This window comes from Novosphingobium sp. FSW06-99 (assembly GCF_001519065.1).
GTDB lineage: Bacteria > Pseudomonadota > Alphaproteobacteria > Sphingomonadales > Sphingomonadaceae > Novosphingobium.
In genome coordinates this window covers 220,748-235,352 of sequence record NZ_KQ954255.1, presented here as the reverse complement: position 1 = coordinate 235,352, position 14,605 = coordinate 220,748, and the positions used below count along the sequence as shown (strand labels likewise).

The 14,605-nt window shown below is 63.5% G+C and carries 13 protein-coding genes, 1 tRNA gene and 1 pseudogene; 7 read left to right on the top strand and 8 right to left on the bottom strand.

Annotated elements, in window-relative coordinates:
* Nucleotides 1–43: 43 nt before the first annotated feature.
* Together AQZ49_RS09905 and mutL are read right to left on the bottom strand one after the other, a co-directional pair.
* Complete coding sequence (locus AQZ49_RS09905) at nt 44–499, bottom strand: hypothetical protein (RefSeq protein ID WP_156428234.1); 456 nt, start codon at nt 497–499, stop codon at nt 44–46.
* Nucleotides 496–2,310 carry a DNA mismatch repair endonuclease MutL gene (gene mutL, locus AQZ49_RS09900; protein ID WP_067615416.1) on the bottom strand — a complete coding sequence of 605 codons (1,815 nt, stop codon included), beginning with the start codon at nt 2,308–2,310 and terminating at the stop codon, nt 496–498. The genes AQZ49_RS09905 and mutL overlap by 4 nt, the downstream gene beginning before the upstream one ends.
* Before the next feature lie 184 nt (nt 2,311–2,494).
* On the opposite strand from mutL, the gene AQZ49_RS09895 reads away from it, so the two are divergent.
* The 7 genes and pseudogenes from AQZ49_RS09895 to AQZ49_RS22285 all read left to right on the top strand — a co-directional run.
* The gene (locus AQZ49_RS09895) at nt 2,495–3,541 is read left to right on the top strand and encodes a rod shape-determining protein (RefSeq protein ID WP_067615123.1); all 1,047 of its coding nucleotides are present in this window, start codon (nt 2,495–2,497) and stop codon (nt 3,539–3,541) included.
* Nucleotides 3,542–3,641: 100 nt separating this feature from the next.
* Nucleotides 3,642–4,547, top strand: coding sequence for a rod shape-determining protein MreC (gene mreC / locus AQZ49_RS09890; protein ID WP_067615122.1), 906 nt, complete (start codon nt 3,642–3,644; stop codon nt 4,545–4,547).
* Nucleotides 4,548–4,550: 3 nt separating this feature from the next.
* The gene (locus AQZ49_RS09885; protein ID WP_067615121.1) at nt 4,551–5,123 is read left to right on the top strand and encodes a rod shape-determining protein MreD; all 573 of its coding nucleotides are present in this window, start codon (nt 4,551–4,553) and stop codon (nt 5,121–5,123) included.
* A 10-nt stretch (nt 5,124–5,133) separates the two neighbouring features.
* Nucleotides 5,134–7,209 carry a penicillin-binding protein 2 gene (gene mrdA, locus AQZ49_RS09880; RefSeq protein ID WP_067615120.1) on the top strand — a complete coding sequence of 692 codons (2,076 nt, stop codon included), beginning with the start codon at nt 5,134–5,136 and terminating at the stop codon, nt 7,207–7,209.
* Nucleotides 7,209–8,324, top strand: coding sequence for a rod shape-determining protein RodA (gene rodA / locus AQZ49_RS09875; protein ID WP_067615414.1), 1,116 nt, complete (start codon nt 7,209–7,211; stop codon nt 8,322–8,324). Before mrdA ends, rodA begins: the two co-directional genes overlap by 1 nt.
* Before the next feature lie 98 nt (nt 8,325–8,422).
* Nucleotides 8,423–8,498, top strand: a tRNA-Lys gene (locus tag AQZ49_RS09870).
* A gap of 436 nt (nt 8,499–8,934) precedes the next feature.
* A pseudogene (locus tag AQZ49_RS22285) lies at nt 8,935–9,066 on the top strand (IS256 family transposase); the annotation flags it as partial.
* Between the two features lie 259 nt (nt 9,067–9,325).
* On the opposite strand, the gene AQZ49_RS09865 reads toward AQZ49_RS22285, so the two are convergent.
* From AQZ49_RS09865 to AQZ49_RS22550, 6 genes are all read right to left on the bottom strand, one after another.
* Nucleotides 9,326–10,300, bottom strand: a complete 975-nt coding sequence (locus AQZ49_RS09865; RefSeq protein ID WP_082701689.1) for a molybdate ABC transporter substrate-binding protein — start codon at nt 10,298–10,300, stop codon at nt 9,326–9,328.
* On the bottom strand, nt 10,290–11,057 hold the full coding sequence (locus AQZ49_RS09860) for a thiosulfate dehydrogenase (protein ID WP_067615118.1): 768 nt from the start codon (nt 11,055–11,057) through the stop codon (nt 10,290–10,292). Before AQZ49_RS09860 ends, AQZ49_RS09865 begins: the two co-directional genes overlap by 11 nt.
* A 17-nt stretch (nt 11,058–11,074) precedes the next feature.
* Complete coding sequence (locus AQZ49_RS22985; RefSeq protein ID WP_369819112.1) at nt 11,075–11,983, bottom strand: c-type cytochrome; 909 nt, start codon at nt 11,981–11,983, stop codon at nt 11,075–11,077.
* Between the two features lie 294 nt (nt 11,984–12,277).
* Complete coding sequence (locus tag AQZ49_RS09850; protein WP_067615116.1) at nt 12,278–13,726, bottom strand: porin; 1,449 nt, start codon at nt 13,724–13,726, stop codon at nt 12,278–12,280.
* 248 nt (nt 13,727–13,974) lie between these two features.
* Nucleotides 13,975–14,178 carry a hypothetical protein gene (locus AQZ49_RS09845; RefSeq protein WP_067615115.1) on the bottom strand — a complete coding sequence of 68 codons (204 nt, stop codon included), beginning with the start codon at nt 14,176–14,178 and terminating at the stop codon, nt 13,975–13,977.
* Nucleotides 14,179–14,190: 12 nt separating this feature from the next.
* A partial coding sequence (locus AQZ49_RS22550) for a hypothetical protein (RefSeq protein ID WP_197410995.1) occupies nt 14,191–14,605 on the bottom strand: 415 nt, incomplete at its 5' end.

Sequence of the window (14,605 nt, the reverse complement as noted above, 5' to 3'; positions counted from 1 at the left end):
CTGATCGACAACGGCGTTCGGCGGTGGAGCATTCCGCCGCCGATCAGCTCGGGCGACACTGGATGTCGCCATCCGCATCATAGACCGGTTGCGCCTTGGCATCGGTGATCGACAGATGTCCCCGCAGGATGATCAGCGCACCGCGCGCCTTGGGCGCACTGCCGGGCGCTGGCCGCAAAGTCGCCGCATAGAGCGGCCCTGCGTAATGCGTGTGTGCGCCCTGGGGCAGCGTGGCGCCGTCGCTGGCCAGCGGGATGATCACGACATGGTCGTCAAGCTTCAAAATACCGCGATCCGCCTGCGCCAGAAACACCGCCCCCATCCCGCCGTTGGCCGCGACGAAATTGCATGCCGGGCCGTAGAGCTTGTTCTGCGTCATGTCGGGATAGAGGATCGGCTGTAACGCCAGTTGCGGCATTGAAGGCTTTTGGGTCGGATTCTGGCCCGAACAGGCGCCCAGCGCCAGCACCATCATGGCCATCACAGGTCTGCGCATCATCCCCTCCCGAACAGTTTTTCGATATCCCCATGGGCCAGCTTGATCCACGTTGGCCGACCGTGATTGCACTGGCCCGACCGCGGTGTCGCCTCCATTTCGCGCAACAGCGCGTTCATTTCCGCCACCGACAGCACGCGCCCGGCCCGCACCGAACCATGGCAGGCCATTGTTGCCAGCACCAGATCGATGCGTTCGCCCACCAGCAGGCTGGCGCCGTTACGCGCCAGATCGTCGGCCACATCACGCACCAGCGCCTGCGGATCGCCCTTGCCCAGCGCGGCCGGAACCGCACGCACCAGCACCGCCGCAGGCCCGAACCGTTCGACCACCAGCCCGAACCGCGCCAGCTCTGCGGCGGCTTCCTCGATCCGGTCGCAATCGGGTTCGTCGAGTTCCACCACTTCGGGCAGCAGCAGCGCCTGCGCCGGGGCGTCACCCTGCCCGGCCCCCGCCGCGCGCAGCCGTTCGAGCACCAGCCGCTCGTGCGCAGCATGCTGGTCGACCAGCACCAGCCCATCGTCCGCCTCGGCCACGATATAGGTCCGCGCAACCTGCCCGCGCGCCACGCCCAGCGGATGCGCCTGCGCCTCGGGCACCGGCAGCGCGGCGGGCTCCGCACGCGCCATCACCGCCGCTTCATAGCCGCGCCACGCAGCGCCAGCCTCGCCCAGACGCGGCGATGCAGCGGCGGCAAACAGGCTGGATTGCGGTGCCGCCAGCGGCGCCACAGGCACCACCGGCTCAACCTGCCAGGCCTGCATCGCCGCGCGATCGGGGGTCTGTACCGATCGGCGGTCGCCCTCGGTCAGCGCCTGGCGCAGCCCGGTGACGATCATCGCGCGCACCAGCGCCGCATCGCGAAACCGCACTTCGGTCTTGGCCGGGTGGACATTCACATCGACATCTTCGGCCGGCAGCGTCAGGAACAGCGCCAGCACGGCATGGCGGTCGCGCGCCAGCATGTCGGCATAGGCACCGCGCACCGCACCGATCAACAGGCGATCCTTGACCGGGCGCCCGTTGACGAACAGGTACTGGTGATCGGCCACGCCCCGGTTCCAGGTCGGCAGCCCGGCCACCCCGACCAGATGGTAATCCCCGCGCGCCAGATCGACCGCGACCGAATTGGCCGGCAGATCGCGCGCCACCAGTTGCGCCACCCGTACATCGAGCCGTTCGCCCGGCTGCACCTGCAGCGCGCGGCGCCCGTCATATTCCAGCGTAAAGCCGATATCGGGCCGCGCCATCGCCAGCCGGCGCACCACATCGAGCGCCGCCGCCCATTCCGATCGTGCCGAGCGCAGAAACTTGCGCCGCGCAGGCACCCGGCCAAACAAGTCCTCCACCCGCACCCGCGTGCCCGGCGGCAACGCGGCAGGGCCATCGGCGATCAGCTCACCATGATCGACCACCCGCCGCCAAGCCTCGCCCGTCTCACGCGATCGGCTTTCGATCGACAGCCGCGCGACCGAGGCGATCGAGGGCAGCGCCTCGCCGCGAAAGCCCAGCGTGACCACGCGTTCGAGCGCCGAATCGGCACCGATCAGGCTTTCCGGCAGTTTCGATGTGGCATGGCGTTCCAGCGCCAGCGCGATCTCGTCGGCGCGCATGCCGCAGCCATCATCGCTCACCTCGATCAGCGACAGCCCGCCTTCGGACAGCCGCACCGCGATATGGGTGGCCCCCGCATCGATGGCGTTTTCGACCAGTTCCTTCAGCGCGCTGGCCGGCCGTTCGACCACTTCACCCGCCGCGATGCGGTTGACGAGCTGTTCGGGAAGCCTGCGGATCTGTCGGGTTTCGGGCACCATCATGCAAGCCTAGCGCCGAACCCGTGGATTTTCGAGACAGGTGGCGCAGGTTATCCCGAAATCCGAGTCACAAATGTATGGGTTTTGCGCAAGCCATGCGCTAATGGGGCGCCTTCGCGTGTGCACCCAAGTTTCGGAGCGGCCGGCGTCTGCCAGCCAACCCGCTGATTCGACGGATTTTGTAATGGCCTCGATGTTTTCACGATTCTTCAAATTCGGCTCGCAGAACATTGCGATCGACCTCGGCACCGCCAACACGCTGGTTTATGTGCAGGATCGCGGAATCGTGCTCAACGAACCCTCGGTCGTGGCGATCGAGACTATCAACGGCGTCAAGCGCGTGAAGGCCGTCGGCGACGACGCCAAGATGATGATGGGCAAGACCCCCGACAACATCGAAGCGATCCGCCCCTTGCGCGATGGCGTGATCGCCGACATCGAAGTGGCCGAGGCGATGATCAAGCACTTCATCCAGAAAGTGCACGGCAAGAAAAGCGTATTGCGCTACCCCGAAATCGTCATTTGCGTGCCCTCGGGCTCGACGTCGGTCGAACGCCGCGCGATCCGCGATGCCGCCAGCAACGCGGGCGCCAGCCAGGTGTTCCTGATCCTCGAACCGATGGCCGCCGCGATCGGCGCCGACATGCCGGTCACCGAACCGGTCGGTTCGATGGTGGTCGACATCGGCGGCGGCACCACCGAAGTCGCAGTGCTGAGCCTGCGCGGTCTGGCCTATACCACCTCGGTGCGGGTCGGCGGCGACAAGATGGACGAAGCGATCGTGTCCTATGTGCGCCGCCACCACAACCTGCTGATCGGCGAAGCGACCGCCGAACGCATCAAGAAGGATTATGGCATCGCCACGACCCCGGCCGACGGGATCGGCGAAGCGATCCACATCAAGGGCCGCGACCTGGTCAACGGCGTGCCCAAGGAAATCGTGATCAGCCAGGCCAATATCGCCGAAGCGTTGTCCGAACCGATCGGCGCGATTGTCGAAGGCGTGCGTATTGCGCTGGAAAACACCGCGCCCGAACTCGCGGCCGATATCGTCGATCAGGGCATCGTGCTGACCGGTGGCGGCGCGCTGATCCGCGGGCTGGACGAACATTTGCGTGAAGAGACCGGGCTGCCGGTGTCGGTCGCCGAAGATCCGCTGAGCTGCGTCGCGCTGGGCACTGGCCGTGCGATGGAAGATCCGATCTATCGCGGCGTGCTGATGACCGCCTGACGGGCGGGCTTCGGCGCGTTCAGCACAATTTCATCGTATCCGGCGTCATCACAGGGCATGTGCCCTGGCGCAGGGTACGGTCGGAAAGGGAATAGAATTTATGGCGCGGTCGCGAGACTTGCGCCCGGGCTATTCGCGCAGGGCGCAATACGGCATCTTTACCGGCTACGTCATTGCCGTCGTGGGCATCGTGGTCGGGTTGATCGCGCTTGCCCTGTCGCTGTTCAATCCCGGGGCTTTTGCCTTTTTGCGCGGCGCGGCAAGCGAAGTGGTGGCGCCGGTGGGCGAAGCCTCGGCCACCGCGCGCCGGTCGGGCGCCGGGCTGATCGCGACGATCGGCGCCTATTTCGAAACCGGCCACCAGAACCTGGAACTCACCCGCGAAGTGGCAGGCGCGCGCGCCAACGCCGTCACCGCGCGGGCAATTGCCGATGAAAATCGCCGGTTGAAGGCGCTGTTGCACATCGTCGACCCGGCCCTGCCGCCGGTTGCCAGCGCGCAACTGATCGGTTCGACCGCTGCCAGCGCACGCCGCTATGCGATTATCGACGCTGGAGAGGCACGCGGTGTGCGCGCAGGCCAGCCGGTGCGCGCCGCCGCAGGCCTGATCGGGCGCGTGGTCGAAACCGGACGCGACACCGCACGCGTGTTGCTGATCAGCGATGCCGAAAATGTCGTGCCGGTGCGCCGCGCGGGCGATGGCCTGGCCGGGTTTGTCCAGGGCGCCGCCAATGGCCGGATCGAAATCCGCTTGCTGACAATGGGCAACAACCCGCTGCACCCCGGCGACGTGTTTGTGACATCGGGTTCGGGGGGGATCTATCCACCCGGCATTCCCGTGGCGGTGGTTGCCACCGCGCGCCGCGAAGGTGCCGAAGGGCGCCTGGCGGCAGACCCGGCGGCCACCGACTATGTACTGGTGCTGCCGACGTACAAGGGTGATGCGGTTGCCGCGATGGCGGCCAGCGTAAAGGCCGCCGGCCCGCCGTTGAAAGACGAAAACTGAGCCATGGCGCAGACTGCACGCCCAGCCAGCACGCGTCTTGTCGACCGGCGCGATGTCGCCCCGCGCCGCCCGATCAACCGCGCGCCGCTGCCATGGCTGGCGGCAGGGCTGCCGTGGGTGTCGATCATGGCGATGTCGCTGGTGACATTTTCGCCGGTGATCGCCTCTGCCCCGGTGATCCCGCCGTTCGCCTTCATGACATTGCTCGCCTGGCGCATGCTGCGGCCCAGTTTCCTGCCGGTATGGGCCGGATTGCCACTGGGCGCGTGGGATGATCTGTTCAGTGGACAGCCGTTCGGATCGGCCATCGTGCTATGGTCGGCGGCCATGCTGGCCATGGACGTGATCGACGAACGGTTTTTGTGGCGCGGGTTCCGGCAGGACTGGCTGGCCGCCGCAGTGCTGCTCAGCGCCTATCTGGTGCTGGCCTCGGGCCTTGCCGGGGTGGCGGCGCACTATCCGCTGCCGCTGACGATCGGGCCGCAATGGCTGATGACCGTGGTGCTGTTCCCGGTGGTCAACCGGCTGGTCGCGCTGCTCGACAAGCTGCGCCTGCTGCCGCTGCGACGGCTGTGACGGTGCGGCCATGAAAAAGAGCGAAAAACTGCCGATGACCGCCGCGCGGCTGACGCAGACCTTTGAACGGCGCACGTTTCTGCTCGGCGCGGTTCAGGGCGGCGTGGGGCTGTTGCTGGCCGGACGGCTGGGCTATCTCGCGGTCGCCGAAAACGCCAAATATCGCGCCGCTTCGGAAAGCAACCGGGTCAATCTGTCGCTGATCCCGCCCCGGCGCGGCTGGGTGCTCGACCGCAACGGCAATGCACTGGCATCCAACCGCGCCGATTTCCGCGTCGATCTGATTCCCGACCGGCTGATCGATCCCGATGCCACGCTGGCCACGCTCAAGGGCCTGCTCGATCTGCCCGACGATCACATGGCCGATATCAAGGACAAGATCGGCAAATCGCGCGGGTTTCAACCCGTCGAAGTCGCCAGCAAGCTGGAATGGGACAAGTTCGCCGCGGTCAGCGTGCGCCTGCCCGAATTGCCCGGCGTGATCCCGCAGCGCGGCTATTCCCGGTTTTATCCGGCGGGTGCGGCGGTGGGCCATCTGGTCGGCTATGTCGGGCCTGCCTCGGCCGATGACTATGTGCGCGAACACAACCCGCTGTTGATCACACCGGGCTTCAAGATCGGCAAGGATGCCCTTGAAAAGGCATTTGAAGTTCGCCTGCGCGGGGTGCCCGGCGCGCGCCGGGTCGAGGCCACTGCCAGCGGCCGCGTGGTGCGCGAACTGGGCACGCGCGAAGACGTACCGGGCCAGCCGGTGCAATTGACGATCCATGCCGGCCTGCAGGAATATGCCGCCCGCCGGATGGGGCTGGAAAGCGGGTCGGTGGTAGTGATGGATTGCCTGACCGGCGACGTGCTGGCGATGGTGTCGATGCCCTGTTACGATCCCAATTCGTTTTCCGACGGGATCGGCCGCATCGAATGGAAGATGCTGTCCGAAGACGACCATGTGCCGTTGCGCAACAAAGTGCTGCGCGGTCTCTATCCCCCCGGATCAACGGTCAAGCCGATGGTCGCGCTGTCGTTTCTCGAAGCCGGGCTCGATCCGCATGCCACGGTCAATTGCGCGGGTGGCCTGCGCGTGGGCAACCGGGTGTTCCATTGCTGGAACCACCACGGCCACGGCACCACCGACATGATGAAGGGCATCTATCAGTCGTGCGATGTCTATTTCTATCATTTCGCGCAACAGATCGGCATGGACACCATCGCCACAATGATGCGGCGCATGGGTCTGGGCGGCGAATTTCCCCTGCCCTACCCCGGCCAATCCTATGGCACGGTGCCCGATCCGGCGTGGAAACTGCGCAAGTATCACAAGGAATGGGCGGTCTATGACACCGTCAACGCGACCATCGGCCAGGGCTATATGCTGGTCAATCCGTTGCAGCAGGCGGTCTATGTCTCGCGGCTGGCCTCTGGGCTGAAACATATGCCCCGCATCGTGCTGGATCGCCACGCGCCGCCACCGCCCTCGATGGGATTTGCCCAGGATCACCTCGATCTGGTGCATGCGGCGATGAACGAAGTGGTCAACGGGCGCGGCACGGCAGGCAAGGCGCGCATCCCGATCCCTGGCGTGCTGATGGCGGGCAAGACCGGCACCGCGCAAGTCGTCGGGCTCAACATGGGCAATGGCAAGGGCGGCGAATGGAAACGCCGCGACCACGGCCATTTCATCTGTTTCGCACCGTTCGACAAACCGCGCTATGCCGCCGCAGTGGTGGTCGAACACGGCGGCGGTTCGGGCGCGGCCTATCCGATCGCGCGCGATGTGATGACCTATCTGTTCGACCAGACCAAGGCCATGGCCGTGCTCGACGATTACGAGCGCCAGTGGGGCGGCACGCTGCAACAGCGCATGGCCGCCAAATATGCCGCCTATGCCGCGAAATACGGCGCCACCGCGCCCGCTGCGCCCGAAGACGAAGCCGCCAACCAGGCCGCCAACCAGGATGATCGGGACGACGAACCCGCCACCCCGCAGACCGACGCCGCCAGCCCCGCGCCCGAACCCGATCCGGCGCCCATCGCCACACCGTTGCCCGCTGCGCCCGCGCCGACACCGACCGGGGGAACCACCCAATGATGCCCCGCGCATACGTGCCACAGGCGCTGGCGCGCCAGCCGTGGCAGGTGATCATCCCGTTGACGGCGTTGACGCTGTTTGGCGGCACCGTGCTCTATTCGGCGGCGGGCGGACGCCTGACCCCGTGGGCGGGCATGCATGTCGCGCGCTTTTTCGGATTTCTGGTGATGGCCATGCTGCTGGCGCGCGTGCCGCAGGACTGGTTCAAGCGCGTGGCGCTGCCAGGATACGCCGTGCTGTGCGCGCTGCTGGTGCTGGTCGAACTGATCGGGCGCATCGGGGGCGGCAGCCAGCGCTGGCTCAATCTGGGGTTCATGACGCTGCAACCGTCGGAACTGATGAAGCCGGGCATCGTGCTGGTACTGGCGTGGTTCTATGCCATGTTGCCGCTCAACGAAGTGCGCGCCTGGCGGGCGATCGTGCCGCCGCTGGTGATGCTGGCGATCCCGGCGGGGCTGGTCATGCTGCAACCCGATCTGGGCACCGCGCTGGCGATCAGCTTTGGCGCGCTGATGATGATGTTCATTGCCGGACTGCCACTGTGGCTGTTTGTCGGCGGGGGCCTGGGCGCGGCGATTGTCGCGCCGATCATGTTCTTTTTCGTGATGCACGACTATCAGCGCAAACGCGTGCTGGTGTTTCTCGATCCCGAAAGCGATCCGCTGGGATCGGGCTATCACATCACCCAGTCAAAGATCGCGATCGGGTCAGGCGGGATCTTTGGCAAGGGGTTCGGCAACGGCTCGCAAAGCCATCTCGATTACCTGCCCGAGGCGCACACTGACTTCGTGTTTGCGACAATGGCCGAAGAATGGGGCATGGTCGGCGGGCTGTTCGTGCTGGCGGTGTTTGCCGTGGTGCTGAGCTGGGGGCTGAACGTGGCACTGCGCGCGCCCGACCGGTTTTCCCGCCTGCTTGCCGCAGGCATGGTCACCACGATCTTTTTCTATGTGTGCATCAACATGATGATGGTCATGGGCCTGGCCCCGGTGGTCGGCATCCCCCTGCCCTTCCTCAGCCACGGCGGCTCTTCGATGATGACCAACATGATCTGCATCGGCACGATCATGGCCGTCGACCGCTGGTCCCGCCAACGCCCGCGCGGGCTCGGCTGAAAAATTTTGCCCAGGCCCCAGATTGGGGCTTGGCAGACCGCCAAAAATCGCTAGAGGAGCGCTTCCCACGCGGCCAGCACGGCTGGCGCGACAGTGATGGACACATAGCTCAGTCGGTAGAGCAGCTGACTCTTAATCAGCGGGTCCTTGGTTCGAACCCAAGTGTGTCCACCATTTTTCAATGACTTGGGTGATGATTTAGCCTCATATGTGTGCGGCTGGCGTCGTTAGGCATCATGCCCTCTATTTCCGCGCCCCCAATCACCAGCTCACTGCCCAGACAGCGCCTTCCTAATCCTGACACTGGCCACTACCGTGCGCCATTGTGGAACTGGTGCCTCGGCACAGCAATTGGGTGCGCGATCCTGCTGCCACAAATTGCACAGGGCCGTCAGTGATCACCGGTCGCGTCCCCCTACGTGGTGTAGGTTCCGATGGTAGCGAAGCTGACCGGCCGCGCGCTTTCGGAATTGCGCTGTAGCCGGCCGGTCAGCTTCGCGGGTGGTCGTCGGAGATCTTCGGATAAGGTTGGGTTGCGAGACTCAAACCTTTGGAGAGCGCCGATAATCGAAGATAGGATGAACGTTCAAGCGCTGCTGGGAAAAAGTGCATTTTCCCAAACGAGGACCCAATCACTCGCCTCGTCGGCGCTATCCTGCTCGAACAAAACGATGAATGGGCCGTCCAGCGCGCCCACTACATGACGCTGGAAGGTGTGTCGCTATTGAGCGATGATCAAATCGGTCTTGCTGGGCATCGCCTTGACTACGCCGGCGAAGTTGCACCACACAGTGGGACACGATCGCGGCAAGAGCCGGCCGCATGTCGGCTGTCGGGCGCATTGCATGATGATTGTCTTGCTATGCACACGGGGCGCGGCCCATCGATCCTATGGATAATTGTGATGACTTTAACCTCAATTTGCGATGAATTGTCGGGCAATGACAGCCATCGCCAGTCAAATGGTCCAGTCAATTTGACCATCGAAGTCCTTGATGACTTCACCGCCGCGCGCGGGCGGCCTCGACTGGCTTGAAGCCATAACGCGCAAATATCACCATGGCTTGCGGTGAACGTATGAACGTCAGCCAGGCTTGCGCTGCGTCGGGATGCCGTGCACCTGCAATCACTGCGCCCGCATAGGTCTCGGTGGCATTCTGCGCTGCCGGAATATCGATATGGGCTATCGGATTGCCGATCTGTTCCTGAAACAGCGCTTCGGATTGCCAGGTGACGCCCGCATCGACCAGGCCCTGCATCAGATACAACGGCGTCTGCCGGTGGTGGATGTGGGTAAGCATGGCACTGCCATCGGCGATCTTGGAGTCATAGATCGCTTTGGCCAGGTCCTCGCCGCCAGCCTTGAGCAGCGATTCCCGGATCTGCCGGGCAATGCCTTCAAACTCCGGGTTCGGCATCGCAAGCCGCACATCGCTGCGCGCCAGATCGGCCAGCGAGGCGATCGCCTTCGGGTTGCCTTTGTGCACCATGATGGTCAACGTGTTGGTCACATAAGGGATCGCCGGGCCGGTCAACAGATGCTGGTCGATCAACCGGTTCACCGCGCCAAGCCCGGCAAAGTAGACATCGCCCCGCGCTGTCCAGGTCATGTTGCCGCTGGTGATGCGCCCCCCTGCCCTGATCTGTTCAACCAGCAGGCCGGGCGGGATCGTTTCCCAAAAGAGCCGACCCTTGTAGGCGGGATTGACGTCTTCGAATGCCTTGACCAGCGGCGCCATCACGAAAAAGTAATTGCCCCCGACATAGAGTACGAGCCGGGGATCGGTCAGGTCGCCATGAAAATCGGCCAGCACGTCGATTTGCGGCACAGTGAATTCGACACCACGGTTAGCCGCATCGTTGTTGGCGCCGTGTTGCCACGGCGGGGCAAACTGATCGCCCGGCGCCTGAGCAAAGGCCTGAGCATAGCACGCCAGCAGGCACGCGGCGGCCCACCCGAACCGCCTAGCGAGCATATGCGAACCCCGCACGTTGCAGTTCAGGCAGCGTCGCGACCGCACCGGGCATCAGCACAACACCGGACACCAGGTGATTGGTCAGATCCGCGGCCAGCGCATCGACCGACAAACGATCGGGATTGGTGCCCGCTGCCGCCAGCTTTGCCGCCAGTTCCCACAGCGCATTGTGGCACGACATGAACACCGCGCCGCGCTGTTGGAGGGCGGGAATAGAGCCGTTGTCGGCGGAATAGATGCCGTGTGGGTTCTGGATATCGCCCGGATCGGCGCTGGCGGCTGGACGCGGCTGGATCAGGGTGTTGCGATCAAAACCCTTGGGCGCAATCTGGGCAAGCTCGTATTTGTCCCAGGCCAGTTGGTCGAGCAAAGCCAGATTGGCGCTGCCATGGGTGGCTGAAACCACCAGGAAATCACGATGGCCAAACCCGAACACCTGGCCGTTGAGCGAATTGCGCATGGCGTTGAGCCAGGGCCCGGCCAGATCGGTAACATCCCACGCCTGCTTGACTGCGCCGCCATAGGCCAGGACATCACTCAGCGCTTCGTGATCCCATTGTTCGGGATGATCGAGAATCATCGGCACGGTTTTGTAATCACGGCGGCGGGGCGCGCGGGCGAGTCGGCGGGACAACTCGTCGATCGTGGCGCTTACCTGCCCCGGCTGGTCGGGCGCGGCAATAGCCGGGGTTGCAGCCAACGCGCCGGCAGCCATCGCCATCGTCTGGATGACCGCTCGGCGATCAGTGGCACGCATGATGTTCTCCTTCAAAATCAGGGCCTGACAACGCCCGCGCGGATTGGCGCGAAAGGGCCGAACTTGTGCTGGCTGGCGGGAAAACCGTCGGCGTAAGGACCATAAGGCGTATCGACCGGCTTTTCGCGGCGATTGGGAAAATCCCGATCGAGATCAGCCTTGTGCGGGCGCGGTTGGGTCTCGATATAGGCCGCCACATCCCAGGCATCGGTGACCGACAGCGCCGGATCGGCCCATGTTGTGCCGTTGGGCATATTGTTGTGAATGAAATTCGCGGCATTGGTCAGGCGCGCCATTCCCGCACCGTCGTTGAAGCTGTCCGGGCCCCACAAGGGCGGGGCCACATAGCCCTGACCACTCCCACCTTGCCCTTCGCCATGCACGCCATGGCAGACCGCGCATTGCCCGGCATAGACCTGTTGCCCGCGCACGGGATCGGCCGCGCGTGCAAGTTCGGGCATAAGCCCCGGCCCACTGCCTTCCGTCAAGCGGCCGACCGGTTGTCCCGTCGACAGGAACTTCAGATAGGCAACAATTGCTGTCATCTCCGGGCCACTTTCGGGCAATGGCCTGCCATTGAGGCTGCGCATTAAGCAACCGTTGACGCGATCCTCAATCGTGCCGACTGAGCCCGATCTGGCCCGATAAGCGGGATAGGCGGCAAAGGAGCCGACCAGCGGCAAGCCAAATTTTTTCGTACCGCCGTCGATGTGGCAACTTTGACAGTCAAGCCCGTTGCCGCCAAAACGGCGGGCAGGATCGGTTGCCCCCGGGCCAATCAGCGCCGCCGTCCGCAGGACGAGATCGTGCCCCTTGCGCACGGTGCGGCCCCAGACATCATCGGGGAGGCTGGCGATATCGGGAACCGTCCAGAGCGCAGGTTGAAGCACCGTGGATGAAGCGGCGCTGGCCCGGACCACGTGCATGGCGGACCATCCGGCCGCAAGCGCAACAACCGCCAGCCCGATCGGGATAGCCTTCACACTGGCCATTGACCCTTCTCCCACAAGCCACGGTCGCAGGGCCCCCGTACCGGGCGCTCCTGATCGCCAGTACCGTGGCTACGACCCCTGAAATCCTCGATCCAATGGATTATTCATATCATTGCTATAGCAATATCGGCTTGATCGCGATCTTTCCTGCACAGGCGTCCGATCGCTGAAAGGTAAACCGCGCGGAGCTTGATACCGCAAACCGCCGAGTGCCGGACCGGAAGTCGGTCAGAACTTCAAGCGCAGGCCTGCTGTCGGGGCGAATTCATTGGTGAACAGATAGTCGCTGGCAAAGCCGTTGGTTACATTGCTGGCCATGAAGCCGGCGTAGACATCGATGTGCCTGTTGACGCCAAAGACCGCAGCCGCCGAAAGCGCCTGGAGGTCGCCGCTACAGCCGCTGCTTGCGCTGGTCGTGCAACCGGTGTGGGTGCCGGTGGCATAGCTGTTCTGGTGGACATTGTAATATGCGAGGCGCAGGGCAAGCCGGGTGGTCACCGCCACTTGTGCGCCCAGCCAGAACACCTGAAGCTTCTTGGGGTTGGTGTAGGCCGTCTGGTTGAGATCGGCATAGGGGATCGTATAGCCACCGATGGTGCTGTACGCCGTGCCGGTGGCACCGCTCAGGGGTGTGGCGGGATTCTTGTATTCGATGTGTTCATAGGCGCCGAACAGTTTGATCGGCCTGACGAGCTTGACCACATACGATCCCATCACGCTGAAGGCCTGGTTGTCGGAGATCGTGCCGGCAAGCGATGTGCCGACGCTGCAACCGGGGCATGCGGTCATCAGCGCACCGACTTGCGCTGCGCTGAGCGAGGCCGCAGATACCGCTGCCGTAACTTTCTGGTAATAGACATCGATCGAACCGTTGGCAGTCGACGCGCCAAGCTCGAAGCCATAGGCGGTTTTGGCCTCGCCGCTGTACTGGGTGAACTTGTAGAGCGCACCGGCACGGACATGGTCGACCTGGACGAGGTATTTCACCGAATCGTCAAAGCGCCGGTCCTCGGTATTGCCGCCACCGGCATAGACGCCCGAATAGCCTATGATCGAGAAGGCCAACGCAAGGGCCATCGGGTCATAAAGACCGACCCCGTCGGCAAGCAGGTTGGTCTGGCGGCCGAACGTGATCGTGCCGAAATGCTTCGAGGCGATGCCGACATAGGCCGCGCTGTTGAAGGCCTGGCCAGCATAGCTCGAATCCGATGCCATGGTTTGCGACGCGAGCGCCACCCCGTTGTTGATGGTCAGCGCCTTGGGCCCGTCGCTGAGATTGCCCGATGTCGGATTGAACGCCGTTTCAAGCTTGAAAACGCCCGCGAATTCGTCGTCGACAGGTTCCTTGCCCGCCAACGCGACTTTCGACTGGCCCAGGCCGCTTGGCACGACCGCGGTGATCGGCCGGTTGTTCTGTTTGGTGATGAACGAATTGGTACCGGCGGGGTAATAGTCGCTTTCCGGGGCGCCGTGGCTGTCATGCTGGACGCCGACATCGATGATCCCCGATAACGTGATGCCGTGAAACGTCAGGCTGTCGTCGCCGCCGGACGGCACGCTTTGCGCCTGAGCGCCGGATGCCAGACCGAGCCACAGCGTGGTTCCGAGCAGGGCCACGGTATGGCTGGCCTTTGACACCCTGAACAAACCCGAACTCGACACCAACGACAGTTCCATGGCAAGGTTCCTGATTTATTTTTCATTTGCGCAATATTTCAGTCACGACTTGCAGTTTTTTTGAAAAATACCGATTGAATACTGAAAATTCGCCAATGCGATGAAAATTCATGCTTTATTCGTGATGATATTTTGCACACTTGCCGAGGATATAGGTGATGGTGATTTAAGTTGAGGTATCGACCCCACTGCGTTGAGTACGCAGTGGGGTCGACGGGCCCGATCAGCCGCGGCGAACCGTCGCGGTGTCAAAAGGCGTAGCGAGCCCCCACCACCGGTGCGGTGTTGTTGTTGTGATAATAGGGAACGCCCGGCCCATGCGGAATGGCGATGGCCAGCCCACCGGTCACGGCCGAATAGGTAATCCCGGCAAAGGTGTCGAAACGCCGGTTGAAACGATGGTCGGCATAGAACGACACTTCATCCAGCGCGCCGGCGCATGACGCGCGCATCGAGCTGGGGGTTCAGGTTTGCGGAATCCGGAAATCGTACTGGTATTCGTGATAGTACGACACGGTGAAATCGGTCTTTTTGGCGTATGTGTATTTTACGCCGGTCCAGAACACCGCGACGTTCTTGTCGGAATCGAGGTTGTTGTCCTCCACCCCGCTGAGGATATAGCCGCCCTGCGCGGTGGCGCCGATGCCCAGCGGGTGGGCCGGATTTTTGTACAGAATATGTTCGAAGCCGGCATAGAGCCGGACGTTGTCGAGGGTATATTTCGCAGCGACCATGATCGCCGAGTTGTCGGTGACGATGCCGTATACGGTGTTGGCCGGATCGATCAGGTTTGCGCCCGAGATGGGGTTGGTGTTGATGCTGTTGGTGGTCGATTGATAAGGCTGCGTCAGGCTGGTCGGCCCGAGCAGCGGATTGACT